Source organism: Curtobacterium sp. Curtsp57 (assembly GCF_047324335.1).
In the GTDB taxonomy this organism is placed as follows: domain Bacteria; phylum Actinomycetota; class Actinomycetes; order Actinomycetales; family Microbacteriaceae; genus Curtobacterium.
Map to the genome: position 1 here is coordinate 3,771,657 of NZ_CP168511.1, position 25,606 is coordinate 3,797,262.

Annotated in this window: 25 protein-coding genes and 1 tRNA gene; 17 read left to right on the plus strand and 9 right to left on the minus strand. The window is 69.6% G+C overall.

Features of this window, described 5'->3' with window-relative positions:
* Positions 1 to 78: 78 nt before the first annotated feature.
* Entirely contained in the window at positions 79 to 1,260 is a 1,182-nt protein-coding gene (locus ACEN9V_RS18180; RefSeq protein WP_413603084.1) for a pyridoxal phosphate-dependent aminotransferase, read from the minus strand.
* Positions 1,261 to 1,449: 189 nt separating this feature from the next.
* Here ACEN9V_RS18180 and ACEN9V_RS18185 point away from each other — a divergent pair.
* The 6 genes from ACEN9V_RS18185 to ACEN9V_RS18210 all read left to right on the plus strand — a co-directional run bounded on the left by ACEN9V_RS18185 (position 1,450) and on the right by ACEN9V_RS18210 (position 5,034).
* A tRNA-Trp gene (locus ACEN9V_RS18185) sits at positions 1,450 to 1,522 on the plus strand.
* 35 nt (positions 1,523 to 1,557) lie between these two features.
* Complete coding sequence (gene secE, locus ACEN9V_RS18190) at positions 1,558 to 1,821, plus strand: preprotein translocase subunit SecE (RefSeq protein ID WP_402729718.1); 264 nt, start codon at positions 1,558 to 1,560, stop codon at positions 1,819 to 1,821.
* Positions 1,822 to 1,994: 173 nt separating this feature from the next.
* Complete coding sequence (gene nusG, locus ACEN9V_RS18195; protein ID WP_402729572.1) at positions 1,995 to 3,002, plus strand: transcription termination/antitermination protein NusG; 1,008 nt, start codon at positions 1,995 to 1,997, stop codon at positions 3,000 to 3,002.
* Positions 3,003 to 3,130: 128 nt separating this feature from the next.
* A complete protein-coding gene (rplK, locus tag ACEN9V_RS18200) occupies positions 3,131 to 3,562 on the plus strand; it encodes a 50S ribosomal protein L11 (protein WP_281265127.1) in 432 nt (143 codons plus the stop codon).
* An 89-nt stretch (positions 3,563 to 3,651) separates the two neighbouring features.
* Entirely contained in the window at positions 3,652 to 4,341 is a 690-nt protein-coding gene (gene rplA / locus ACEN9V_RS18205) for a 50S ribosomal protein L1 (protein ID WP_281265126.1), read from the plus strand.
* Positions 4,342 to 4,419: 78 nt separating this feature from the next.
* A complete protein-coding gene (locus ACEN9V_RS18210; protein WP_402729573.1) occupies positions 4,420 to 5,034 on the plus strand; it encodes a Pr6Pr family membrane protein in 615 nt (204 codons plus the stop codon).
* Between the two features lie 8 nt (positions 5,035 to 5,042).
* Here ACEN9V_RS18210 and ACEN9V_RS18215 read toward each other — a convergent pair whose 3' ends face one another.
* Positions 5,043 to 5,648, minus strand: coding sequence for a YqaJ viral recombinase family protein (locus tag ACEN9V_RS18215; RefSeq protein ID WP_413603085.1), 606 nt, complete (start codon positions 5,646 to 5,648; stop codon positions 5,043 to 5,045).
* A 144-nt stretch (positions 5,649 to 5,792) separates the two neighbouring features.
* Positions 5,793 to 7,004 (minus strand): ROK family protein, encoded by a 1,212-nt coding sequence (locus ACEN9V_RS18220; protein WP_413601481.1) that lies wholly within the window; start codon positions 7,002 to 7,004, stop codon positions 5,793 to 5,795.
* Positions 7,005 to 7,145: 141 nt separating this feature from the next.
* Between ACEN9V_RS18220 and ACEN9V_RS18225 the strand changes: the two genes are divergently transcribed.
* The 6 genes from ACEN9V_RS18225 to ACEN9V_RS18250 all read left to right on the plus strand — a co-directional run bounded on the left by ACEN9V_RS18225 (position 7,146) and on the right by ACEN9V_RS18250 (position 13,501).
* The gene (locus ACEN9V_RS18225; protein WP_413601482.1) at positions 7,146 to 7,892 is read left to right on the plus strand and encodes a sugar phosphate isomerase/epimerase family protein; all 747 of its coding nucleotides are present in this window, start codon (positions 7,146 to 7,148) and stop codon (positions 7,890 to 7,892) included.
* Positions 7,889 to 9,034, plus strand: a complete 1,146-nt coding sequence (locus ACEN9V_RS18230; protein WP_413601483.1) for a Gfo/Idh/MocA family protein — start codon at positions 7,889 to 7,891, stop codon at positions 9,032 to 9,034. The genes ACEN9V_RS18225 and ACEN9V_RS18230 overlap by 4 nt, the downstream gene beginning before the upstream one ends.
* Positions 9,035 to 9,170: 136 nt before the next feature.
* Complete coding sequence (locus ACEN9V_RS18235) at positions 9,171 to 10,472, plus strand: ABC transporter substrate-binding protein (RefSeq protein WP_281265121.1); 1,302 nt, start codon at positions 9,171 to 9,173, stop codon at positions 10,470 to 10,472.
* Positions 10,473 to 10,593: 121 nt separating this feature from the next.
* Positions 10,594 to 11,592: a carbohydrate ABC transporter permease gene (locus ACEN9V_RS18240; protein ID WP_413601484.1), complete on the plus strand. Its 999-nt coding sequence runs from the start codon at positions 10,594 to 10,596 to the stop codon at positions 11,590 to 11,592.
* A complete protein-coding gene (locus ACEN9V_RS18245; RefSeq protein WP_281265119.1) occupies positions 11,585 to 12,424 on the plus strand; it encodes a carbohydrate ABC transporter permease in 840 nt (279 codons plus the stop codon). Before ACEN9V_RS18240 ends, ACEN9V_RS18245 begins: the two co-directional genes overlap by 8 nt.
* A 132-nt stretch (positions 12,425 to 12,556) precedes the next feature.
* Complete coding sequence (locus ACEN9V_RS18250) at positions 12,557 to 13,501, plus strand: TolB family protein (RefSeq protein WP_413601485.1); 945 nt, start codon at positions 12,557 to 12,559, stop codon at positions 13,499 to 13,501.
* Positions 13,502 to 13,597: 96 nt separating this feature from the next.
* On the opposite strand, the gene ACEN9V_RS18255 is transcribed toward ACEN9V_RS18250, so the two are convergent.
* The 5 genes from ACEN9V_RS18255 to ACEN9V_RS18275 form a co-directional block, all read right to left on the minus strand.
* Complete coding sequence (locus tag ACEN9V_RS18255; RefSeq protein WP_413603086.1) at positions 13,598 to 14,272, minus strand: ABC transporter ATP-binding protein; 675 nt, start codon at positions 14,270 to 14,272, stop codon at positions 13,598 to 13,600.
* 125 nt (positions 14,273 to 14,397) lie between these two features.
* Entirely contained in the window at positions 14,398 to 15,927 is a 1,530-nt protein-coding gene (locus ACEN9V_RS18260) for an ABC transporter permease (RefSeq protein ID WP_413601486.1), read from the minus strand.
* A 108-nt stretch (positions 15,928 to 16,035) separates the two neighbouring features.
* The gene (locus ACEN9V_RS18265; protein WP_413601487.1) at positions 16,036 to 16,734 is read right to left on the minus strand and encodes a glycosyltransferase; all 699 of its coding nucleotides are present in this window, start codon (positions 16,732 to 16,734) and stop codon (positions 16,036 to 16,038) included.
* On the minus strand, positions 16,731 to 18,083 hold the full coding sequence (locus ACEN9V_RS18270) for a PIG-L family deacetylase (protein WP_413601488.1): 1,353 nt from the start codon (positions 18,081 to 18,083) through the stop codon (positions 16,731 to 16,733). The genes ACEN9V_RS18265 and ACEN9V_RS18270 overlap by 4 nt, the downstream gene beginning before the upstream one ends.
* Entirely contained in the window at positions 18,077 to 19,084 is a 1,008-nt protein-coding gene (locus tag ACEN9V_RS18275; protein ID WP_413601489.1) for an acyl-CoA dehydrogenase, read from the minus strand. The genes ACEN9V_RS18270 and ACEN9V_RS18275 overlap by 7 nt, the downstream gene beginning before the upstream one ends.
* A gap of 105 nt (positions 19,085 to 19,189) precedes the next feature.
* Between ACEN9V_RS18275 and ACEN9V_RS18280 the strand changes: the two genes are divergently transcribed.
* The 5 genes from ACEN9V_RS18280 to ACEN9V_RS18300 all read left to right on the plus strand — a co-directional run bounded on the left by ACEN9V_RS18280 (position 19,190) and on the right by ACEN9V_RS18300 (position 23,929).
* Entirely contained in the window at positions 19,190 to 19,930 is a 741-nt protein-coding gene (locus ACEN9V_RS18280) for a response regulator transcription factor (RefSeq protein WP_413601490.1), read from the plus strand.
* A 7-nt stretch (positions 19,931 to 19,937) separates the two neighbouring features.
* Positions 19,938 to 21,419, plus strand: a complete 1,482-nt coding sequence (locus tag ACEN9V_RS18285; RefSeq protein ID WP_413601491.1) for a sensor histidine kinase — start codon at positions 19,938 to 19,940, stop codon at positions 21,417 to 21,419.
* 327 nt (positions 21,420 to 21,746) lie between these two features.
* Positions 21,747 to 22,262: a 50S ribosomal protein L10 gene (rplJ, locus tag ACEN9V_RS18290; protein ID WP_123655473.1), complete on the plus strand. Its 516-nt coding sequence runs from the start codon at positions 21,747 to 21,749 to the stop codon at positions 22,260 to 22,262.
* Positions 22,263 to 22,316: 54 nt separating this feature from the next.
* Positions 22,317 to 22,700: a 50S ribosomal protein L7/L12 gene (gene rplL / locus ACEN9V_RS18295; protein ID WP_413601492.1), complete on the plus strand. Its 384-nt coding sequence runs from the start codon at positions 22,317 to 22,319 to the stop codon at positions 22,698 to 22,700.
* A 311-nt stretch (positions 22,701 to 23,011) separates the two neighbouring features.
* Positions 23,012 to 23,929, plus strand: coding sequence for a hypothetical protein (locus tag ACEN9V_RS18300; RefSeq protein ID WP_413601493.1), 918 nt, complete (start codon positions 23,012 to 23,014; stop codon positions 23,927 to 23,929).
* Between the two features lie 177 nt (positions 23,930 to 24,106).
* On the opposite strand, the gene ACEN9V_RS18305 is transcribed toward ACEN9V_RS18300, so the two are convergent.
* On the minus strand, positions 24,107 to 25,534 hold the full coding sequence (locus ACEN9V_RS18305; RefSeq protein WP_413601494.1) for an amino acid permease: 1,428 nt from the start codon (positions 25,532 to 25,534) through the stop codon (positions 24,107 to 24,109).
* Positions 25,535 to 25,606 lie beyond the last annotated feature (72 nt).

A 25,606-nucleotide genomic window follows, 5' to 3' on the forward strand; every position in this document is an offset into this window, starting at 1 on the left:
CTGCACCAACCCGCACCGCGAAAGCGACAGTGTCCGCCCGGAATCCGGGCGGACACTGTCGCTTTGGCGAGAGGACGGTCAGCCGAAGAGCTCGGCCAGGCGGGCGACGCCCTCGGCGATGTCGTCGTCGCCGAGGGCGTACGACAGCCGGAGGTAGCCGGAGGGACCGAACGCCTCGCCGGGGACGACCGCGACCTCGGCGTGCTCGAGGATCAGGTCGGCGAGCTCGAGCGACGTCGTCGGGGTGCTGCCTGCCCACTCGCGACCGAGGAGTGCCGTGACGTCGGGGTAGACGTAGAAGGCGCCCTTCGGGGTCGGCGTGACGAACCCGGGGATCGCGTTGAGCCCGGCGACGATGGCCTTGCGGCGGCGGTCGAACGCCTCGCGCATCTCGGCGACGGGCTCCTGCGGGCCGCTCAGGGCGGCGATCGCGGCGCGCTGCGACACGTTCGACACGTTGGACGACAGGTGCGACTGCAGGTTCGAGGCGGCCTTCACCGCGTCGGCCGGGCCGATGAACCACCCGACGCGCCAGCCGGTCATCGCGTAGGTCTTCGCGACGCCGTTCACCAGGATCGTGGTGTCGGCGAGGGCGGGGACCTGCTGCAGGATGCCGGCGAACTCGGTGCCGTCGTAGACGAGGTCCTGGTAGATCTCGTCGCTGATCACCCAGATGCCGTGCTCGAGCGCCCACTCGCCGATCGCGCGGGTCTGCCCGGCCGAGTACACGGCGCCCGTGGGGTTCGAGGGGGAGCAGAACAGCAGCGCCTTCGTCTTCGGGGTGCGCGCTGCCTCGAGCTGCTCGACCGTGACGAGGTAATCCTGGTCGCTGCCGGCGAAGACCTCGACGGGCGCACCGCCGGCGAGACGGATCGCCTCGGGGTAGGTGGTCCAGTACGGAGCGGGGAGCAGGACCTCGTCACCGTCGTCGACGATCGTGGCGAACGCCTCGTAGACCGCCTGCTTGCCACCGTTCGTGACGATGACCTGCGAGGCGTCGACGGCCGCGCCGGAGACGCGGGCGGTCTTCTCGGCGATGGCCTGCTTGAGCTCCGGGAGGCCCGTCGCTGGCGTGTAGCGGTGGTTCTTCGGGTCCTGCGCTGCGGCGACCGCGGCGTCGACGACGTGCGCCGGCGTCGCGAAGTCGGGCTCGCCGGCCGCGAAGGAGATCACCGGGCGACCGGCGGCCTTCAGCGCCTTGGCCTTGGCATCGACCTTCAGCGTGGCGGACTCGGCGATCGCGGCGATGCGGGACGCGATGCGCGGGCGCTGGTTGGCGGTGGACTCGGGGCCGTTGGCTGCGGTGCTCACCGGTCCAGCCTATCGGCGCGGCACGCCGGAGCGGCCCTCAAGTGGACACCGTGTGACGCACTCCCGTACACTCATCTGCGGTGGTCACGGCCTGCCTGATGGCGGACGTGTTCACCCAGGAGCCGGATCGGCCCCTGAAGGGCGGTGGCTCAATTGGTAGAGCAGCGGTCTCCAAAACCGCAGGTTGCAGGTTCGAGTCCTGTCCGCCCTGCAACTCTGGAAGGGTAGAAGTTGGCGAGCAAAGACGTGGAAGCGACGGCGGACGACGTCGTCGCCAAGGCGAAGCAGGACCGGGCCGGGCGCCGCGGGCCGTTCGCCGCGATCGCCCTGTTCATCCGCCAGGTCATCGGCGAACTCCGCAAGGTCGTCACGCCGACCCGCAAGGAGCTCTTCAGCTACACCGGTGTCGTCCTGGTCTTCGTCGTCGTGATGATGATCCTCGTGTCGGTCCTCGACTTCGTGTTCGGACTCGGTGTCGGCTACGTCTTCGGCAACGGTCCGACCGCCTGATCAGGCCGTCCACGTAGGCTCGTCCACACGGGCCGACGCCCGGGTCACCCGGTTCCCCGCCCGCGCAGATCAACACGGTGCTGATCGAACATCGCGCGGGCGGAGCCGAAACCAGGCACACCCAGAGACCGAACGCCAACCCGATCCGCACCACCGAACGGAAAGAACCGACAGTGTCTGACAACTCCCGCGACGACATCGACCTCGCGACCGCTGCAGAGCAGTCCTCCGAGGTGGAGGAGAACCAGGAAGGCGACGTCGAGACCGGTGAGGAGCGCTCGGCGGAGTCCGCCGAGGAGCGCGCGATCTCGGTCGAGGACGAGGACGACGAGTCGCTCGGCATCGACGAGAGCCTGACCGCCCTCGCGGAGTCGCAGGACCCCGAGGCCGACGCGATCGTCGACGACGCGCTCGAGATCGACACCGCCGACGAGGCGGAAGCCGCCGTCGAGGCCGTCGAGGACGAGGAAGAGTCCGAGATCGAGGAAGAGTCCGCCGCCGAGGCGAACGCCACGATCGCCGCGGACGAAGCCGCCGACGCGCTCGAGGACGAGGAGCCCGCCGAGGTCGACCCGTACGAGGCGTTCAAGGCCGAGCTGCGGATGAAGCCGGGCAAGTGGTACGTCATCCACTCCTACGCGGGCTTCGAGCGCCGCGTGAAGTCGAACATCGAGAACCGCATGGTCTCGATGTCAATGGAGGACTACATCTACCAGGTCGAGGTCCCGATGGAGGACGTCGTCGAGATCAAGAACGGTCAGCGCAAGCTCGTCACGCGCGTCCGGATCCCCGGCTACGTGCTCGTGCGTCTCGACCTCAACGAGGACTCGTGGTCCGTCGTCCGGCACACCCCCGGTGTCACCGGCTTTGTCGGCAACGCGCACAACCCCACGCCGCTCCGCTTCGACGAGGCGTTCGGCATGCTGAAGTCCCTGGTCCAGGTCGCCGAGCCGGCACCGACCAAGGGCGGCAAGGGCAGCGGCCAGACGCAGGCCTCCCCGGCCGCAGAGGTCGACTTCGAGGTCGGCGAGACGATCACGATCAAGGAAGGTTCGTTCGCGGGGCTCCCCGGATCGATCTCCGAGATCAAGCCGGAGAGCGGCAAGCTGACCGTCCTCGTTTCGCTGTTCGAGCGCGAGACCCCGGTCGAGCTCAGCTTCGACCAGGTCACCAAGCTCTAGTCGAGTACACTTATCGAGTTTGGGCCCGGACGCCTCGTGCGTCGGGCTCGTGACCGCGAGCCGGAACCGCCGGCCACGCGGGAGAGTGCACGGATCCCCGTGCGTTCGATTCCAGGAGGAAGCACAACATGGCACCGAAGAAGAAGGTCACGGGCCTGATCAAGCTGCAGATCAACGCGGGGGCCGCCAACCCGGCCCCGCCGATCGGTCCGGCGCTCGGTCAGCACGGCGTGAACATCATGGAGTTCTGCAAGGCGTACAACGCCGCGACCGAGTCGCAGCGTGGCAACGTCGTGCCGGTCGAGATCACCGTCTACGAGGACCGTTCGTTCACGTTCATCCTCAAGACCCCGCCGGCCGCTGAGCTCATCAAGAAGGCTGCGGGTGTGCAGAAGGGGTCCGCGACCCCGCACACGGTCAAGGTCGCGAAGATCTCGATGGACCAGGTCCGTCAGATCGCCGAGACCAAGCAGGCCGACCTGAACGCCAACGACATCGACCAGGCCGCGAAGATCATCGCCGGCACTGCTCGTTCGATGGGCATCACGGTCGAGGCGTAGGCCTCACCCCACTCAGGTCCACACCCCCAAACCCTTCCGTGGGAGAGCCTCGCCGGCTCGTCAACCACGTATCTCGCAAGGAGACCACCATGGCGAAGAAGTCCAAGGCCTACCAGGCCGCGGCCGCGAAGATCGAGGCCGACAAGTTCTACACCCCGACCGAGGCCGTCGCCCTGGCCAAGGAGACCGGCTCTGCGAAGACCGACTCCACGGTCGAGGTCGCGCTGAAGCTCGGCGTCGACCCCCGCAAGGCGGACCAGATGGTGCGTGGCACCGTCATCCTGCCGCACGGCACCGGCAAGACCTCCCGCGTCATCGTCTTCGCGACGGGTGCCGCTGCTGAGGCCGCCATCGCCGCCGGCGCCGACGAGGTCGGTGGCGACGAGCTCATCGCGAAGGTCGCCGAGGGCTACACCGCCTTCGACTCGGCCGTCTCGACCCCGGAGCTCATGGGCAAGGTCGGTCGTCTCGGTAAGGTGCTCGGCCCGCGTGGCCTCATGCCGAACCCGAAGACCGGCACCGTGACCCCGAACGTCGCGCAGGCCGTCAACGACATCAAGGGCGGCAAGATCGAGTTCCGCGTCGACAAGCACGCCAACGTGCACTTCGTCGTCGGCAAGGCCTCGTTCACCGCCGAGCAGCTCGACGAGAACATCTCGACCGCGCTCGAGGAGATCAACCGCCTCAAGCCGAGCGCCTCGAAGGGCCGCTACGTCATGAAGGGCGCCGTCTCGACGACCTTCGGCCCCGGCATCCCGCTGGACGTCAACAGCATCTGATCGAACTGATCTGACGCCAGAAGGCCCCGCACCGGATCGGTGCGGGGCCTTCTGCATGCGAGCCGATAGCGTGGCCCTGTGCGCACGCTCGTCAACTCCCTCCGGCTCATCGCCGTGATCGCGGTGGTCGCCGCGATCGTCGCCCAGTTCATCCGGACGTCCCAGGGTCCCGGTGTCGTGTTCTGGAACTTCTTCGGCTACTTCACGATCCAGTCGAACATCATCATCGCCGTCGCGTTCGCCGTCGCCCTGGTCGCCGCGGCCCGCCGGCAGCGCGAGGGGGTCGGTGCGTCGGTGTTCCGCGGCGCCGCGACCGTCTACATCGCCACGACCGGCATCGTCTACAACACGCTGCTCGTCGAGGCGGCGCTCGGCAACTCGTTCACCGTGCCGTGGTCGAACGACCTGCTGCACAAGGTCATCCCCGTGTACGCCGTGCTCGACTGGCTGCTGTTCTCCGACCGTGCCCGACTGCGCACCCGCCACGTGTGGTGGTTCCTGCTCTACCCGGCGGTCTGGCTCGTCGTGGTGCTGGTCCGCGGGGCGACCGACGGCTGGGTGCCGTACCCGTTCCTGAACCCGAGCCTCGGGTACGGGGTCGTGGCGCTGTACTGCCTCGGGGTGGCGGTGTTCATCGCCCTGATGGGGTTGCTCGTGATCGGCATGAGCCGACTGCGCCTGATCCGGGTGTAGCCGGGACGTCAGCGGGCGTCGCGCAGCCGATCGAGCACCATGTCCGCCAGCTGTACGAGTCCGCGGATCTGGTCGTCGTCGCGATCGATCCACCGGCACTCGGGCTCGTCCGCGATCGGCACGAACCCGTCGTGCTTCTCCCACACGAACAACGTGCGCTCGGCGCCGAGCACGTACTGCTGCCACCAGACCTGCCGCAGGTAGTGCCGCGGGACACGCTTCCAGCCGGACGACGTCGTCTTGATCTCGGCGAGGAGCAGCCGGCCGTCCCGGTCCTGCCCGACGCCGTCCGGGGTCGCGAGGTGGGCACGGTTGGCGCTCGCGTGGAACAGGTGCGCCGACGGCTGGATGCCGTGCGTGGCGGCCACCCACGCGGCGATCACGGGCTCCCGTTCCTTGCCGTGCTCGGTGTAGGCGTTGCCGGAGAACCGGGAACCGTAGCGCTTGTCCGCGACGACGGCCTCGACCGCGCGCAGCGAGGCGAGCCGCGCGACGTCCGTGGCGGTGATGCCCGCGGCGCGGGCGCGGAGCCACGCGACGCGGTCCGAGGAGTGCGCGACGATCCGCTCGGTGTGGCCCCGGAGGCTCGTGAACGCGTCGTGCGCACGGGTGATGGACGCACCGGTGACGGACGCGCCGGGGCCGGGCTCAGCCTCCAGGCTGTCCCACAGGGTGGGCTGCACGATCGTCACCCGACGATTCTCTCCCCGAGCACCGACGGACGGAAACCGGCGCACCGCGCCGACCGGAACGCGCGGTCAGGAGACCAGCTCGCGCCCCTCTGCGTACGCGACCAACTCGTCGACGCCTGCGGGGGAGAGGGCGTAGCCGATCGCGAGCGCGGCTGCTCCCTGGAGCGCCGCGATGCCCCCGGCACGGGAGGGCGCGATGACGAGGTGCTCGGTGGCGAGCGGCATCGAGCGGGAGTACACGACCTCCCGGACGCCGGCCAGGAGGTGCTCGCCCGCCTGCGTGATCGATCCGCCGAGCACGATGACCGAGGGGTTCATGAGGGACACGCACGTCGCCAGGACCTCGCCGATGTCCCGACCGGCCTGCCGGACCGCTCCGATGGCGTCCAGGTCCGAGCGGGTGACGAGGTCGATCACGTCCGCGCTGGTGTGCACGTCGTGGCCCTTCGCCCGGAGCGACCGGGCGATCGCGGGCCCGGAGGCGACGGCCTCGAGACAGCCGGTGTTCCCGCAGTGGCACGGCACGTCGCCGGCGCGGGAGACGCGCACGTGCCCGATGTCACCGGCGGTGCCCTGCGCGCCTCGCTGGAGCCGCCCCTCGGACACGATGCCGGAACCGATACCGGTGGCGACCTTGACGAACAGCAGGTGGTCCACGTTCGGCCAGCCGTGCTCCCGCTCGCCGAGCGCCGCGATGTTGACGTCGTTGTCGAGCAGCACGTGCGCGGAGACGTGCTGCCGGAGCCAGCCGGGGACGTCGAAGCCGTCCCACCCCGGCATGATCGGCGGGTTCGCCGGCCGACCGGTGGAGAACTCGACGGGCCCGGGGACGCCGATGCCGATGGCGATGACGTCGTCGCGGGCGCGACCGATCTCGGACAGGAGTTCGTCGATCGCCTCGACCAACCAGGTCAGCGTCGGGACCGGGCCGGCGGCGATGTCGATGCGGGCCTCGCGTGTGGCGAGGGGTGCTGCGACGAGATCGGTGACGGCGACGCGGCCGTGCGACGCCCCGAGGTCGGCGGCGACCACGAGGCGCGACGTGGAGCGGAGCGCGATCTGCGCCGGCGGGCGGCCACCGGTGGATGCCGCGGTCTCGACGGGCCCGATGAGCCCGATGTCCGCGAGCGCGTCCAGGCGCACGCCGATGGTGGAGCGTGCTGCCCCCGTCAGTGCGGCGAGCTCGGCCCGGGTCCGCGGCACACCGTCGCGGAGGATCTGGAAGAGCTCGCTCGTCCCGACCGGAGGCGACGATGCCGTCCGTGTCAAGTCGACCATGGGGGGAGTGAACCACACATCGAACAGGGCACGCAATGAAGTCCGCCGAAGATTTGCGGACTTCTGCTTGACCGCCGACAGAAGTGCTCGTAGTGTGACGCTCGGTCAGTGACGACCACCGTCTCGATGAGGAGAACACTGGTGACACAACCGCTTTCGGTTCAGCTCTACACGGTCCGCGACGCACTCGGAGCCGATCTTCCCGGCACCCTGCAGCGCATCGCCGGCATCGGCTTCACGAAGGTCGAGCTCTTCGGCTACGTGGACCGCGCCGACGAGTACGCGGCCGCGTTGAAGGAAGCAGGACTCGAGGCCCCGAGCGGCCACGCACGTCTGCTGGACGCGGGTGAGCAGGACCTCGAGCGCATCTTCCACGCCACGGCGACGATCGGCACCGAGACGCTGATCGACCCGCACATCGACGAGGCCCGCTGGACCACCCGCGAGGACGTCGAGGCCATCGCCCGCGAACTCAGCGCACTGGCCCCGCGTGCCGCTGACCACGGCCTGACCCTCGGGTACCACAACCACGCGTTCGAGTTCTCGAACCGCATCGACGGCGTCAGCGCCTACGAGGTCTTCGCCGGTGCCCTCTCCGACGACGTCGTGCTCGAGCTCGACACCTACTGGGCGAAGGTCGGTGGCGACGACCCGGTGGCCGTCATCGAGAAGCTCGGCGACAAGGTGCAGTTCCTGCACGTCAAGGACGGCGACGGGTCGCACGACGACAAGCAGCAGGTCGCGGTCGGCAACGGCGTCATGCCCATCCGCGAGATCGTCGCGGCTGCGCCGAACGCCCTGCACGTCATCGAGCTCGACGACCACGACGGCGACGTCTTCCAGGCCGTCGCCGACTCGTACACGTTCCTGCAGGGAGTGGACGCATGACCGACACCGCGACGGGCGAACAGACCCAGACCACCACGAAGACCGGCCCGGTCGGCGTCGGCGTCATCGGCGCCGGGGTCATCTCGGACCAGTACCTCTCGAACCTCACCGTCTTCCCCGACGTGAAGGTCCACTTCATCGCCGACATCGACCTGCCCCGCGCGGCTGCGCAGGCGGAGAAGTGGGGCGTCGCGGGCTCCGGCACCGTCGAGGAGCTCCTGGCGATCGAGGACATCGAGATCGTCGTCAACCTGACGATCCCCGCCGCCCACGTCGAGGTCGCACTGCAGGTCCTCGCCGCTGGCAAGCACGTGTGGGGCGAGAAGCCCTACGCGCTCGACCGATCGAGTGCCGCACAGCTGCGCGACGCCGCGGCTGCTGCGGGCAAGACGGTCAGCGTCGCGCCGGACACCTTCCTCGGTGCCGGCCTGCAGACCGCGCTCCGCACCATCCGCGACGGTCGGATCGGGACGCCGCTGAACGGCCTGACGCTGTTCCAGAGCCCCGGCCCGGAGTCGTGGCACCCGAGCCCCGAGTTCCTCTTCGCCTACGGCGCGGGTCCGCTGTTCGACATCGGCCCGTACTACATCACGACGCTCGTGCAGGCGTTCGGCCCGGTCGCGAAGGTGACGGCGACGTCGTCGAAGTCCCGCGCGACGCGCACGATCGGCTCCGGTCCGAAGGCCGGCACCGAGTTCCCGGTCGAGGTGCCGACGAACCACTCGGCGCTCATCGAGTTCGAGAACGGCGGGAGCGCGCAGAGCGTGTTCTCGTTCGAGTCGGACCGCGGCCGCACCGGCTTCGTGGAGATCGCGGGGGAGACCGGGACGGTCGTCTTCCCGGACCCGAACAACTTCGACGGCGACACCGAGCTGTACGCGCTCGGTTCCGAGGAGCCGGAGACCATCCCGGCCGTCGGCTCCACCTACTCGCGCGGCACCGGCGTGGTCGACCTGGCCCGCTCCCTCCGTGCAGGCGAGGAGAACCGGGTCCCCGGCGCCCTCGCGTTCCACGTCCTCGACGTGATGGTCTCCATCGCCGAGAGTGCCGAACGTGGTGAGGCGGTACTCGTGGAGAGCACCGTCGCACCCTCCCCGACCCTCCCCGAGGGCTGGGACCCCGCGGAGCAGACCCTGGCCTGACGGCCGGGGTCCGCCCCGCACCACGTCGTCGGACGACGCAGCCCGCCGACACCACACAGCAGCACCCGAAACCGCTCCACCCGGAGCACCCCGCAGATCCCACTGCACCATCTCAACGACGAGAAAGTAGAGAGTCATGCGCACTGCCATCCGCGCACTGGCCATCACCGCGGCCGCGGCACTCACCGTGACCGGCCTCGCAGCCTGCTCCTCCGGAGGCTCCGGTTCGTCCGGCGACTCCAAGACGCTCACCTACTGGGCGTCGAACCAGGGCACGTCCCTGCAGAACGACAAGGAGGTGCTGACCCCCGTCCTCGAGAAGTTCACGAAGGAGACCGGGATCAAGGTCAACCTCCAGGTCATCGGCTGGAACGACCTGCAGACGAAGATCCAGACCGCCGTCACCTCTGGGCAGGGCCCTGACGTGGTCAACATCGGCAACACCTGGGCGACGTCGCTCCAGGCCACCGGTGCGTTCCAGGAGTTCGGTTCCTCCGAGATGAAGGCGATCGGCGGTGCCGACAAGTTCGGCAAGGTCGCGCTCTCGACCGGTGGCGCCCCCGGCAAGACCGTCACGAGCGTCCCGCTCTACGGCCTCGCCTACGGCCTGTACTACAACAAGCAGATGTTCAAGGACGCCGGCATCGAAGCCCCCACCACCTGGGAGGACCTGACCGCCGACGCCAAGAAGCTCACCACCGACGGCAAGTACGGCTTCACCATCGCGGGTGGTTCGTACACCGAGAACGCGCACTTCGCGTTCATCAACTCGGCGCAGAACGGCGGCGAGTGGTTCGACAAGAGCGGCAAGCCGACCTTCACGTCGAGCGCCAACGTCGACGGCATCAAGCGCTACCTCGACCTGATGCAGAGCGACAAGGTGGTCAACACCTCGAACGCGCAGTACGACAACGGCACCCAGGCGGTCTCGGACTTCGCGAACAAGAAGGCCGCGATGATGCTGACGCAGAACAACGCGAACGCGACGATCACGTCGAACGGCATGTCCGCCGACGACTTCGGCGTGGTCCCCTTCCCGGCCCCCGAGGGCGGCAAGGACATCGCGAGCTTCCCGGCCGGCATCAACCTGTCGATCTTCAAGAACACGAAGAACAAGGACGGCGCGCTCAAGTTCGTCAAGTACATGACGAGCGAGGCCACGCAGACCACGCTCGACAAGCCGTACTCGGCCCTGCCGGTGCTCGCCTCCGCTGCCGACTCGGTCACCGACGAGCAGACGAAGACGTTCCTCGACATCTACAACAACAAGGCGAAGCCGCTCCCGCTGGTGCCCGCCGAGGACCAGTTCGAGTCCACGGTCGGCAAGGCGATGAACGACATGTTCGCCAAGATCGCGACCGGCGGCACGGTGTCCGACAGTGACATCAAGTCCGCGCTGCAGACCGCCCAGGACCAGGTGTCCCAGGCGAACGGCTGATCCACCCTGGAGGCTCGGGGCGCGTCCGCAAGGCCGCCCCGGGCCTCCACCCCTCACCTCCACCGGCCGCTGCCACGGCCGGCGCAGCACCCGAACCCTCCTCAGCCGAAAGGCCCTGCCCATGTCCACGACGGTCCTGCCCGACTCCGAGGCCATCGACCTGACGCACACGAAGGCGCCGACCCTGTCGCGTCCTCCGCACAAGGGGAAGAAGAGCCGCCTCCAGTGGCTGCCCTACGCACTCGTCGGTCCCGCGATCCTCTTCGAGCTCCTGATCCACATCGTGCCGATGCTCACCGGCATCTGGATCAGCTTCGTCCAGCTCACCAAGTACTTCATCGCGAACTGGGGCGCCGCGCCGTGGGCCGGCCTGCACAACTACCAGGTGGCCGTCGACTTCAACCAGGCGATCGGCAAGGGACTGCTCAACTCGTTCCTGATCACCGTGGCGTTCACGATCCTCGTCGTCGGCCTCTCGTGGGGCTTCGGCATGATGGCGGCGGTCGCGCTGCAGAAGCCGTTCAAGGGTCGCGGGCTGTTCCGCACCCTGTTCCTCGTGCCGTACGCGCTGCCGATGTACGCCGGCGTGATCACGTGGAAGTTCATGTTCCAGCGCGACTCGGGTGCGATCAACCACATCCTGGTCGACCAGCTGCACCTGGTCAGCGGAAGCGGGCCGTTCTGGCTCATCGGCAACAACGCCTTCGTGGCCGTCGTGGTCGTGGCGATCTGGAAGACCTGGCCGTTCGCGTTCCTGATGCTGATGGCCGGTCTGCAGTCCGTCCCCGCCGACGTGTACGAAGCAGCCTCGGTCGACGGTGCGAAGCCCTTCCGGCAGTGGCGCTCGATCACGCTCCCGATGGTCCGCCCGGTCAACGTGACGCTCGTGCTCGTGATGTTCCTCTGGACCTTCAACGACTTCAACACGCCGTACGTGCTCTTCGGCTCGACGGCACAGCCGCCGGCGGCCGACCTGCTCAGCTTCCACATCTACAACGCCTCGTTCATCACCTGGAACTTCGGTTCCGGTGCTGCGATGAGCGTCCTGCTCCTCCTCTTCCTGCTCGTCGTCACCGGCATCTACCTCGCCGTGACCAACCGGAGGTCCGTCCGTGCGTGAAACAGTGGGCGCAAAGTCCTTCAAGATCATCGTCCTGGCACTCCTGACCGTCTTCACGGTCGTGCCGCTCTACGTGATGATCACCACGGCCATCAAGCCGCTCGGTGACGTGCAGAACGACTTCACGTGGATCCCGACCAACATCACCTTCCAGCCGTTCATCGACATGTGGTCGACGGTGCCGCTGGGGCAGTACTTCATCAACTCGCTCGTGGTCTGCACGGTCGCGACGGTGTTCTCGCTCATCATCGCCACGTTCGCCGCCTACGCGGTGTCGCGGTGGAACTTCAAGGGCAAGAGCACCTTCACGACCGCGGTGCTCTCCACCCAGATGTTCCCCGGTGTGCTGTTCCTGCTGCCGCTGTTCCTCATCTTCACGAACCTCGGGAACTCGCTCGGGATCCAGCTCGTCGGCAGCTGGACCGGTCTGATCATCACCTACCTGACGTTCACGCTCCCGTTCTCGATCTGGATGCTCGCCGGGTACTTCGAGACCATCCCGCGTGAACTCGACGAGGCCGCGATGGTCGACGGTTCCGGCCCGATGGGTGCGCTGTTCCGGATCATCCTGCCGTCGGCCCGCCCGGGTCTCGTCGCGGTCGGCATCTACTCGTTCATGACGGCATGGGGCGAGGTCCTCTTCGCCTCCGTCATGACGAACGGCAACGGGCAGACGCTCGCGGTCGGTCTGCAGCAGTACTCGACGCAGACCAACGTGTACTGGAACCAGATCATGGCGGCGAGCCTCGTCGTGAGCATCCCGGTCGTCATCGCGTTCCTCATCGTCCAGCGCCAGTTCGTCGCCGGCCTGACCGCGGGTGCGGTGAAGTAGGCGGACCAGCACGCTCCCTTCCGCGAAAGCGACAGATCCCGGGCAGGAGTTGCCCGGGATCTGTCGCTTTCGCGTGAGGCACGGCACGGGACGGCTCGGGACGAGCGGCGCGCAGCGCGGCAGGATGGACGCATGACAGACGCACGCGGGCGGCAGCTGCTGCCCGGACAGACCAGCCGGGTGCACGTGTACGACGTCGACCGGCGCGAACCGAGACTCGTGTTCGAGAGCTCCACCGTCCTCGTCGAGGCACCGAACGTCCTCGACGACCGGACCCTGGTGCTGAACGGCGACGGGGACCTCTGGCTGCTGCGGATCCCGGACGCCGACACCGTCCTCGACGAGAGCGCCCTCGAACGGGTCCCGATGCCCGGCGTCCCCGAGATCAACAACGACCACGTCCTCGACCCCTCGGGGAAGTCCGTCGTGGTGAGCAGTCGCGACGGGGACCTCTACCGCATCCCGCTGCCGGCCGGGGGAGCCTCGGCGCCGCTCACCCACGCGGCCGACGCCCTGCCCGTCGTCCGGAAGTACTACCTGCACGGCATCGCACCCGATGGTGGGGCGCTCGCGGCGATCGTGGGGGAGCGCAGCGAGGACGGCGTCTGGACGACCGATGTCGCGCTCGTGGACGTCGCGTCGGGAGAGCCGACGTTCCTGACCCGGGACGAGCACCCGGACGACGGCGTCTCCTACGCGGGGGAGATGCTCGTCTGGAACTCGGAGCGCTTCAGCCCGGGGACGGCCCAGCTCGTCGCCCTGTGGCCCGGCGCGACCGAGCCCGTGCGGATCACGAACGACGACCGGGTGAACTGGTTCCCGCACGTGTCACCGGACGGCGCGCACCTGCTGTACCTGTCGTACGAACCCGGCGTGCAGGGACACCCGGCCGACCACCGCGTGGAGCTCCGGCTCCTGCCAGGTGCCCTCGTGCGTGGGGCCCGCATGATGCCGGTACCCGAGACCCTGGTGACGCTCGACGGCGGGCAGGGAACGGTCAACGTGCCGCCGTGGTCGCCGGACTCGACCTGGTTCGCGTACTGCGACTACCCCGTGGACCACCCCGGCAGCGAGTAGCCGGACGCGCCGCGCACGACCGAGAGCACGCAGCACCACGGGATCCCGCGGTGCTGCGTGCTCTCGGTCGTGCGGCGAGCCGTCAGCGCCCGGGCGCTACGCCTCGCGGACCTGACCCTGCTTGATGTGCAGGCGGCGCTCCGCTCGCTTGGCGACCCACGAGTCGTGCGTGACGATCACGACCGTCAGGCCGCGGTCCTTCCACTGCCGCTCGATGAGCCCCATGATCTCGTCCCGCGTGCCCTCGTCGAGCGCGCCCGTCGGTTCGTCGGCGAGCAGGACGCTCGGGTTCTTCACCAGCGCGCGGGCGATCGCCACGCGCTGCTGCTGCCCGCCGGACAGCTCGGCCGGAAGATGGTCGAGGCGCTCACCGAGACCGACCTCCCGGAGCGCGGCCGTCGCACGCGTCCGGATCTCCGATCGTGCCCGGTTCGCGAGCGACCCCGCGAACGCGGTCTCCACGTTCTCGAGCGCCGTCAGCGTCGGGATGAGGTTGAAGCTCTGGAACACGAACCCGATCTCCGTCGCACGGACGTTCGTCAGTGCGCCGTCCCCGAGCTTCGCGACGTCGCGCTCGCCGAGGAGCACCGATCCGGCACTCGGCCGGTCGAGCGCGCCGAGCATCTGCAGCAGCGTCGACTTGCCGCCGCCCGTCGGCCCCTGGATCGCGACGAGCTGCCCCTGCGGGATGGTCAGGTTTACGTTCGTCAGGGCGGTGACGGTGCGGTTCTTCTGCTTGTACGTCTTGCTCACGTTGGTGAGCCGGTACATCGGACTGGAGGCACGGGTCGCGTCCGCCGTGGGCGCTGCGGTCTCGGTGGTGGTCACGGTTGCTCCTGTCGTCGTGTCGGTCGTGTCGGTCGTGTCGGTCTCGGTCGCGGCGGTGTCGTCGGTCATCAGGCCACGCTCCGCAGGGCCTCGGCCGGACGGAGCCGGCTCGCACGCCAGCCACCGAGGGCACCGGCGATGAGGCCACCGAGGATCGCCAGGCCGATCGCGAGCAGGATCACCTCGACCGTCACGGGGGCGTGCAGGACGACGTCGGTCGTCGAGGCGGTGCTCGCTCCACCGCCGCCGAACCCGCCGGCAGGGGCTCCGCCGGTGGTGCCGCTGCCCGCTGCCGCGGTCGCCGCGCCGCCGGGCATCCCGCCGCCTCCGCCTGCACCGCGGGTGCTCGTCGAGGCGCTCGCCGAGATCGTCGGCGCGATGACGTTGACCACGAGGATCCCGATCAGACCGGCCGCCGCACCGATGACGCCGCCGATGAGGCCCTGCACGAGGGACTCGCCGGCGACCTGCCGGGTGATGCGTCCGTTCGACCAGCCGATGGCCTTCAGGGTGCCGAACTCACGGGTGCGTCGGGTGACGCCGGAGATCGTGAAGAGGATGGCGATGAGGAACGCCGCCGCGAGCACCAGGATCGACAGCCACGTGCCGAGGTTCGAGACGAGGCTCGACGCGGTGGCGAGCGAACCGGAGACACTCGACGCGAGGTCGGACTCCGTGGACACCGTGGCGCTCGTGAGCTGCTTCTGCAGCGCCGCCTTGATGGTGCTGACGTCGGAGGACGACTCCGCGGAGACGTAGATCGAGGTGACCTTGCCGTCGAGGTCGGCGAGGGCCTGCGCGGTGTCGAGCGGGATGTAGGTGTTCGACCCGGTCGTGCTCGAGGAGCCCGTGGAGGAGACGATGCCGATCACGGTGAAGTCGGTCCCGCCGATGGAGACGGTGTCGCCCACCGCCTTCGACTCGCTCTTCGCGTAGCTCGCGTCGAGCACCACGACGTCCTTGCCGGCGTCCTTCGCGGCGAAGGTGCGACCCTTCGTGATCTCGGTGCTGGTGAGCGGGCCGACCGCGTCGCCGGACACGGGGATGCCGGTCACGCTGAAGGAGTCGACGTCGAACGAGCCGCCGCCGAAGCCACCACCACCGCCACCGCTCGGGGGTCCCTGCTGGGTGCTGGTCCCACTGCTGCTGCTGTCGCTGCTGTCGCTGCTCGAGTCCTGCTGCTGGACGGTTCCGGAGAAGGTGCTGTTCTGCAGCGTGAGGACACCGGTCGCCGCCTTGACGCCGTCGGTCGCGGTCACGGTCTTCAGGTTCGCCGCGGACAGCGTGCTCGTGCCGGGGGAGACGGCGAGCCGCGACTGCGAGAGGTTCGTGCTGCCGCTGGAGTCGGACGAGTCCTGTCCGCCGAAGTCGAAGCTCGGCCGTCCGCCGCTCGACGACGGCGTCGCGGTCTTCGACACGGTGATGTCGGTGCCGACGCCGTACACCGACTGCAGGACGCTCGACTGCGCGGTCTTCACGCCGCTCGAGATCGAGGAGACGATGACCACGAGTGCGATGGCGAGCGCCATGCCGATCGCGATGATGACGGTCTGTTTCTTGCGGTTCGTGAGCTCGCGCCTGAGGTAGGTCAGGAACATGGTTCTCCTCGGGGGTGTGACCGGTGGGGCCGGTGCGGGAATGAGGAGAACGTACGAACGCTGGTTGTGGCCGGGCCATCGCGTCCCTAAGAGGTGTCTAAGTACTGCTCAGGACGCGTCGCCGTAGGTCTGGCGGAGGTGCTCGGCGTACCCGCCAGGCGTCCGACCGGCGAACCGTCCACTCGTCACGACCGGCGCCTCGATCGTCGCGTCGACACGGAGTCCGAGGGCGCGGGCACGCTCGACCAGGCGGACGTCCTCGTGCTCGGGGACCGGGTCGAAGCCGCCGAGCACGCGGTACGCGGCGGCGAGCACCCCGAGGTTGGCGCCGTGCACGTGACCGAGCGCGGCACCGGGCGGGTGTGCCGATGTCCAGCGGTCGAGGACGACGGGGTCCAGGTCGTCCGGGTCCGGGACGACGGCACCGACGAGCACGTGCGACCCGCGGGCGAGCGCGTCGGCCTGCTGGACGAGCCACGTGGGGTCGACCCGGGAGTCGGCATCGGTGTGGGCGAGCCAGTGCGTGACGGCGTCCGGGTCCCCGGCAGCCCGCACGGCGTGCGCGACGCCGAGGGACCTGGCTCGCCCGACACCGACGTGCGGCGTCTCGATGACCGCGACGCCGTACGATCGTGCGATCGCCGCGCTGCCGTCCGTGCACCCGTCCAGCACGACGGTCACACCGACCGAGACGTCCGGGCGCTCCGCTGCGAGCCGGCTCGTCGCGGTGCGGAGCGCGTCGAGACAGGCGGCGAGCCGGTCCTCCTCGTCGTGGGCGGGCACGACGACGTCGATGCGGCCGGTCACCGGACGAGTCCTTCGTCGCGCGCGACCGAGCGGACGTCGGCACCCGGCATGACCGTCAGCACGAAGTCGTCCTCGACGTGCCGGACGAGCGCGGGACGTGGCCAGCGTGCGCGGAGTCGTTCGTCCACGAGGTCGCCGCTCGAGACCGCTTCGTCGTCCGGGTGTCGCCAGTGGCAGGCGACGAGGACACCGTCGTCGGCGAGGGAGTCCAGCACGAGGTCGATCGTCCGGTCGAGGTCAGCCGGGGAGAGGTAGTAGCCGACCTCGGACATGACCACGAGGTCCCACGTCCCCGCCGGCCACTCGTCCGGCAGCGCCGCCTGCAAGAACCGTGCGCGAGGGGCCCGTGCTCGTGCTCGTTCGAGGGGTGCTGCGGCGATGTCGGTGCCGAGGACGTCGTCGGCCCGCTCGGTCAGCGCCGCGGTGAGCACACCGGTCGCGCAGCCGATCTCGAGCGCGGACCGGTAGCGCTCCCGGGGCAACGCCGCCAGGGTCACGGCGCGCTTGCGTCGCTCGTACCAGGAGCCGTCGAAGTCCCAGCCCTCCGGCTTCCGTTCGTAGTGGGCGTCGAACGACTCGCGCGACCGCGACCGCGCCACCCCGAAGGACCACTCCGTCGGGGTCAGGTGGTGCTCCGCGTGCCGGTCGTCCACGATCGCCTCGTCGCCGGGCGCCGGCGAGAGCGGCTCCACCTGCGACCGGTACGCGGCGAGGGCACGGCGCTTCCGGTCGAGCACGGCCGCGGACAACGCCAGGGCCCGGGCCTCGCCCCACGGCGCCGCCGACGCGGTCGGGTCGTCCCAGTGCCACGCCCAGATCGGGTAGGACAGCAGGTCGACGTCGTCCCGATCGTGCACGACGGCTTCGGCGACCTCGCCGGCGACCCGGTGGTCACGATGCCCGTCCCCGCGCCACGGTGCGACGAGGAGCGTCCGTGCCGGTGCGGCGTCGAGTCGGGCGACGAGTGCGTCGCGCAGCGTGTCGGGCTGCTCGCGGAGGCCGACGTCCGGCACCCCGAGGAACTCCGACGTGACGGACGGGTGGAGGGTCCCGAGCGCCGCCCGGAACTCCGACGCACGGGTGTCGGCGAGTTCGGCGGCCGTCGTGGTGGGGGAGTCCGGGTGCGACCCCTCGCCGAGCGACACCAGGACGACGTGCACGGGGACACCGGCGTCCGCTGCGGTCGCGATGAGCCCGCCGGCGCCGAGCGTCTCGTCGTCGGGGTGCGGCGCGACGACCACGACGGACGCGTACGCTGCGACGTCGACCGCACCGGCGGGGACGGAGGCGAGGAACGCCGACCAGGCTGCTGGGTCGGTGCCGGGCTGCCGGTGGTCGAAGCTCACCATGCGACACCGCCACGCTCGACGACCATCCGGCCGATGCGCGCGAGGTCCCGGTCGCCGTGGTCCTGCAGGACGTAGAGTTCGAGGTCGGCCACGCGGGCGGCGATCGCCGGGTCGGACGTCAGCGGCGCGGGACCGAGCGCCCCGACGACCCGTGTGCGCACGTCGTCCACGGCACGACGGACACGCGACCGGACGGTCTGCGCCACGAGCGCCCAGTCCTCGTCCCGCTCGGCGTCGATCGCTGCGGCGGCACCGGCGATGGCGTCCTCCGCGTCGGCGAGGTCCGCCACGACGGCGCCGAGCGCGACCCGCAGCAGCTCGGCGTCCGGGCGCGATGCGACGTGTGCGCGGAGCACCCGGGCGAGCCCCACGGCACCACCCCACCAGCAGGCCGCGACGCCGATCCCACCCCAGGCGAACCCCGGCCGGTCGAGGTACCAGCCGGGGTCACCGACCGCCTCGGCCGGAACCCCGTCGAAGTCGACGGGCCCGCTCGGCACGTCGGGCAGCCCGCGGGCGACCCAGGCCTCGTCGTGCGTGGTGACGCCCTCGTGTCGCAGGTCGACGGCGAACAACTGCCGCTCGTCGCCGCGGTGTGCCGTGACCAGCGCGTGCGAGAGCACCGAGGCCAGCGAGCACCATGGTTTCGTCCCGGTCAGGACACCGGCGTCGTCGACCTCGAGCCGCAGCCCCGGTGCCTCGGCGGCGAACACGCCCCACGTGGACCCCTCGGGGACGTCGACCCCGGCCTGCGCGAGGATCCCGAGCGCATCGAGGTGCGGCTCGACCGTGCGGGCGAGTGCGACGTCGACGGCCGCGACGGCGGCGAGCGTGGCGAACACCGGACCGGCCGTGCCCGCGGTCAGGGGTGCGGTGGTGGTGGCGACCCACCTGGTGAACGTGAGCCGGTCCGCCGGGGACGAGCCGAGCCTCCCGGCCGCCTCCTCGAGACGCGCGGTGTCGACGCCGGACGCGATGGGCCATGCCGTGGAACGGATCATGCCTCGACGTTACGGGCGGCACCCGTGGAACCCTGCCGGATCATCCACAGACGGCACTTCGGTCCGTCTCAGACGGTTCATAGGAAACTCTCGATACTCGAAGACGTGACCATCTCCCAGACCTCCGCAGCCCCGCGCCTCACGCGTGCCGACGGTTCGCCGTTGCGCATCCTCGTCGTCGACGACGAGGCCAGCCTCACCGACCTCCTGTCGATGGCCCTCCGCTACGAGGGCTGGGACGTCACGAGCGCGAACGGCGGCCAGGACGCCCTCGCCAAGGCGCGCGAGTTCAAGCCCGACGCGATGGTGCTCGACGTGATGATGCCGGACCTCGACGGGCTGCAGGTGCTGAGCCGACTCCGGCAGAACAACGACGACACCCCGGTGCTGTTCCTCACCGCGAAGGACTCCGTCGAGGACCGGGTCACCGGCCTGACCGCGGGCGGCGACGACTACGTCACGAAGCCGTTCTCGCTGGAGGAGGTCGTCGCCAGGCTCCGGGGGCTCATCCGCCGCTCCCAGATCTCCGTCTCCGAGGCCGGCGACTCGCGGATCGTCGTCGGTGACCTGGTCCTCGACGAGGAGTCGTACGAGGTCTCCCGCGCCGGCCGTTCGATCGAGCTGACCGCCACCGAGTTCGAGCTCCTCCGCTTCCTCATGCGCAACCCGCGTCGTGTGCTCTCGAAGGCGCAGATCCTCGACCGCGTGTGGTCGTACGACTTCGGCGGCAAGTCCTCCGTCGTCGAGATCTACATCTCGTACCTGCGCAAGAAGATCGACGCCGGCGAGCAGCCGATGATCCACACGGTGCGCGGCGTGGGCTACGTCATCAAGCCCGTCTCCTGAGACTCCCGTGACCCTCCGCCGTCGACTCGTCCTGAGCATCGTCGCCCTGGTCGTCGCGGTCAGCGCGGTGATCGGCGCCGGGAGCATCATCGCGCTCGCCTCGATCCAGACCGGCGCCATCGACCAGCAGCTGCAGACCGCGACGAAGCGTGCCACGAACAAGTTCGGGCAGGGCCAGACCGACCAGCCGCCCGGGGACGACGTCCTGCGCCCGGCCGGCCAGGCGGCGGGGACCCTGACCGCCTACTACTTCACCAGTGGTCGTGCCGGCGGCATCGTCATCCAGGACGACGGGTCGCCCACGTCCCTGTCGACGGACCAGTTGCAGCGACTCGGTCAGGTGAAGGTCGGTGTGGCACCCGCGACGATCGGCCTCGGGAGTACCGGCAGCTACCGGGTCGCCGCCGTCCGCGTCGACAACGGCTACCTCGACGACGCCGTGCTCGTGGTCGGTCTGCCGATGTCGCCCGTCTACCAGAGCGTGTGGTCACTGCTCTGGGTCGTGATCGTCGTCGTCGGTGGCGCGCTGATCGCCGCGTCGATCGTGGCTGCGGTGGTCGTCCGGCGATCGCTGCGTCCGCTCGAACGGGTCGCCGAGACCGCCTCGGCCGTCGCCAGGATGCCCCTGGAGCGGAGCGACGCCCTCGACGGCGTCCGCGTACCGGACACCGATCCCCGCACCGAGGTCGGCCGCGTCGGCAGTGCGTTCAACCGCATGCTCGGGCACATCGGCGGCGCCATGCAGGCCCGCGAGCGCTCGGAGCAGAAGGTGCGGCAGTTCGTCGCGGACGCCTCGCACGAGCTGCGCACCCCGCTGGCGTCGGTCCGGGGGTACGCCGAACTCACCCGTCGGATGGGTGGGGACCTGCCGCCGGACGTCGTCTACGCGATGAGCCGGATCGAGTCCGAGTCGGTGCGGATGACCTCGATGGTCGAGGACCTGCTGCTCCTCGCCCGGCTGGACGAAGGGCGCGAGATCCAGTTCGACGACGTCGACCTGACCGGGCTGGTCCTCGACGCCGTGAACGACGCCCACGCCGCGTCCCCTGAGCACCCGATCGACGTGGACGTGCCGTCGTCGCCCGTCGTGGTGCTCGGCGACGCCGCGAGGCTCCACCAGGTCATCGTGAACCTCGTCACGAACGCCAGGACCCACACGCCGGACGGCACCCGCATCACCGTGGGGATCGCTCCGGTCCAGGGCGGCGTCGACCTGACCGTGCGGGACACCGGCCAGGGGATCGACCCCGAGTTCCTGCCGAAGCTGTTCGAGCGCTTCGCCCGTGCGGACAGTTCACGGTCCCGCACCGCCGGGTCGACGGGCCTCGGCCTCGCGATCGTGGACGCGGTCGTGCAGGCCCACGGTGGATCCGTGGACGTGGCCAGTGAGCCGGGGAACACCGTGTTCACAGTGCACCTGCCCGCGGAGCCGGTGCCCGACGCGGCTGGTGCTGCTGGCGCCTGGTCCGACGTGCCGAATCGCGCGTAGGTGGTCGAATCGCGCCAGCTGGCGGACGGGAGGACCGGTGCCAGGCCGCACCGAGCCTCCCGTCCGGTGTTTGGTGGCGACCACTGCATCTGGTACAGTTCTCGAAGCCAAAGACCGCCGGTTCTTGCTGCGCTCGCGCAGCAAGCGAAGGTCCTCATCCATGAGGCAACCCGCGCAGGTGTTCAGAACCTCTCCATCCGTTCGCGGGGGAGCAGCTCCGAGCCTCTGCGCCGGAGCTTTTTTCATGTGGTGGCTGTGTTCGTCACAGTTGCTGTGTTCGTCACAGTTCGGGACCCGGGGCTACCGGCAAGAACCCCAAGGAGAACCATGGCGAACAAGGAAGCTGCGGTCGCCGAGCTCACGGAGTCCTTCCGTAGCTCGAACGCCGTTCTGCTCACCGAGTACCGCGGTCTCACGGTCGCGCAGCTCAAGGAGCTCCGCAACTCGATCCGTGAGCACGCCACGTACGCCGTGGTGAAGAACACGCTGACCAAGATCGCGGCGAACAACGCCGGCATCTCGTCGTTCGACGACGAGCTCGCCGGTCCGTCCGCTCTCGCCTTCGTCCACGGTGACACCGTCGCCGTCGCGAAGTCGCTGCGTGCATTCGCCAAGGCGAACCCCGAGCTCGTGGTGAAGGGCGGTTACTTCGACGGTAACCCGCTCACCGCGACCGAGGTGGACAAGCTCGCCGACCTCGAGTCCCGTGAAGTTCTGCTCGGCAAGCTCGCCGGCGCCTTCAAGGCCTCGCTGTTCGGTGCTGCGTACCTGTTCAACGCACCCCTCTCGCAGGCCGTCCGCACGGTGGACGCCCTCCGCGAGAAGCAGGAGTCCGCGGCCTGATCAGGCTCGCGTTCCACAACCACACCACGCATCAGTAAGTAGTAGGAGAAAATCATGGCGAAGCTTTCGCAGGACGAGCTCATCGAGGCCTTCAAGGAGCTCACGCTCATCGAGCTCTCGGACTTCGTGAAGAAGTTCGAAGAGGTCTTCGAGGTCACCGCGGCCGCCCCGGTCGCCGCTGCCGCTCCGGCCGGCGCTGCCGCTCCGGCCGAGGCCGCTGAGGAGAAGACCGAGTTCGACGTCATCCTCAAGTCCGCCGGTGACAAGAAGATCCAGGTCATCAAGGAGGTCCGTGGCCTCACGTCGCTCGGCCTGGGCGAGGCCAAGGCGCTCGTCGAGACCGCCGACGCGAAGATCCTCGAGGGTGCGAACAAGGAGACGGCCGACAAGGCGAAGGAGGCCCTCGAGGCCGCCGGCGCCACGGTCGAGCTCGCGTAAGTTCGACCATCCGGTCACGAAGGCCGCTGCCCCTCGGGGTGGCGGCCTTCGTCGTGTGCGGGCGCGGCGGCTCGGGCGGCTCGGCGGGCGGGCGGCCGGGCGCGGGCGGCTGCCGGCGGCGTCCTTCCGCGAAAGCGACAGTCTGCCGCCGAAGTCTTGCGGGTGGAAGTCGCTTCGGCGGCAGTGACAATGGGACCACGAGGCACAGCGTCGGGTTGACGTCAGACTCCACATCGACCGGAGCGGACGATCAGTCCACAGATCGCTGGACAGCGCGCCAACTCGGTCCGCCAGGGCGACAGCGTGCGGGTATGTGCACAGCTCGTGACATCGACCTCTTCCGAACCACCTCGCTCGACCGTGCCGCAGCGCGACATCTCCAGCGGCGACGTGCGGCCGACGAACTCGTCCGGATACGGCACGGTGTGTACGTCGAGCGCAACCCGTGGGAGGCGCTCGACGGTCGTTCTCGGCACCTCGTCCGGATGCGGGCGGTGATCCCGCTCCTGAGGCCAGGCGCCCTGTTCGCGCTCGACTCGGCGGCTGCGATCCTCGGCTTCCCCAGACTCGATCCGTGGCCGGACCGGGTCCGTGCGGCCGTGCCGTCACTCGACCACGACGTCCACCGTGTCGGTCTGACGCTGCACGCCGGACACGTCGGGGCGGACGGGCGCCTGTTCTGGGGCGTGCCGTTCTCGTCACGCGCATGGACGGTGGTGGAACTCGCTCGTCGGAGTTCGTTGTCGGCGGCCGTCGTGGTCATCGACGACGCACTCCGACGGGGCGTGTCGGCCGCGGAACTCGAGCAGATCGCCGCGGAGACGGGTCCGTGGGGATCGGTGCGGCTCGAGCATGCCCTCGAGATCGCGGACGCTCGACACGAGTCCGTCGGTGAGTCCTACCTCGCGGCCCGCGCAGCGGAACTCGGCTGCCCCGACCTCGAGCCCCAGCACGAGTTCGTCGCGCCTGACGGAACGGTCGATCGCGTCGACTTCTGGTTGCCACGACTGGGCATCGTCGTCGAGTTCGACGGCCGTCAGAAGTACGACGATCCCGCAATGCTCGCGGGGAGAGCCCCGCGTGATGTCCTCTGGGACGAGAAGCGTCGCGAGGACCGCCTCCGTGCGAGGGCCGAGGTGCGTCGGTTCGTTCGGGTCACTTGGTCGCACCTCGTCGCGCCGGAGCGGCTCCGGGCGCTGTTCCGGCAGCAGGGGGTGCCATGTCGGTGACGTCTCCGTGTGGCGCCGAAGCGACACATTATGACATCGTGGAATTGTCCGGTGCGCACGAGCGACAGGGTGCCGCCGAATGCGGGCGGGAACCTGTCGCTTTCGCGGAAGGGCCGAGCGGCCAGGGCCGAGCGGCCAGGGCCCCGCGGCAAGGGCCGCGCGCGGCCAGCGCCGTGGTCAGGACAGGGTGCTGTGGCGGCGGCCGTAGAGCAGGTAGAGCGCGGCGCCGGCGACCATCCAGATGCCGAATGCGATCCACGTGCCGATGCCGAGGAACACGGCGAGCAGGACGCAGCACAGCGCACCGAGGATCGGGACGACCGGGAACAGGGGGACCCGGTAGGACCGCTCGAGCTCCGGCTGCGACCGGCGCAGGATGATCACCGAGACGTTCACGAGCGCGAACGCCACGAGCGTGCCGATGCTCGTCGCGTCGGCGAGTTCGCCGAGCGGTACCAGGGCGGCGACGATCGTCACGACGACACCGATGATCAGGGTGTTCGCGATCGGGGTGCCCGTGCGCCGCGAGACCCGCCCGAACACCCGCGGGACCAGTCCGTCGCGCGCCATGGTCAGCAGGATGCGGGTCTGTCCGTAGAGCACCGTCAGCACGACGCTCGCGATCGCGATGACGGCACCGATCGAGAAGACGAGGGCGACGAGCGGCTGGCCGGTCACGTCGACGACGATGCGGACGAGGGACGCCTCGGTGGACGAGAACGACGTCCAGGGCCGGGCACCGATCGCGGCGATGGCCACGAGGATGTAGAGCGCGGTGATGAGCGCGATGGACCCGATGATGGCGCGGGGGAGGTCACGGCGGGGGTTCTTCGCCTCGTCGCCCGCGGTGGACGCGGCGTCGAACCCGATGTAGGAGAAGAACAGCCGTGACGCCGCAGCGGTCACACCCGCGGCTCCCATCGGGGCGAGCGGCTCGAAGTTCTGGGTCCGGAACGCCGTGAAGGCCACGGCGACGAAGAACACCAGCAGCGCGATCTTCACGACGACCATCAGCGTGTTCACCCAGGCGCTCTCGCGGGCACCGGGGATCAGGATCGCGGTCGCGATGAGCACGAGCGCCGCCGCCGGGAGGTTGACCAGTCCGCCCTCGCCGGGAGGCGCGGCCAGCGCGGTCGGCAGGTGCAGCCCGAACACCTTGAGGGTCTCGTCGACGTACTCGCTCGCACCGACCGCGACGGCCGCGACCGAGACGGCGTACTCGAGCACCAGACACCAGCCGCAGACCCAGGCGATCCCCTCGCCCATGGTGGCGTAGGTGTACGAGTAGCTCGAGCCGGAGGTCGGGACGGCGCCGGCCATCTCCGCGTAGGACAGCGCCGACAGCAGCGCTGCGACGCCGGCGAGTACGAAGGAGATCCACACCGCGGGGCCGGCGAGCGGCACCGCGGTGCCGAGGACGACGAGGATGCCGGTGCCGAGCGTCGCCCCGACGCTGATCATCGTCAGGTGCCAGACCCCGAGCGTCCGGCGCAGCGGCTCACCGTTCACGCCCGTCGCGGACTCGGACTGCAGTTGGTCGATCGGCTTCCGTCGCGCGAGCTGGTGACGCAGGGACGTTGCGGGGCGGGGCGGCGCGGACGACATGGGACCTCGTGGTGCGGGGAACGGGACGGATCATGCTCGCACGGCCCCGGATGGGGGTCAATTCCACAGATC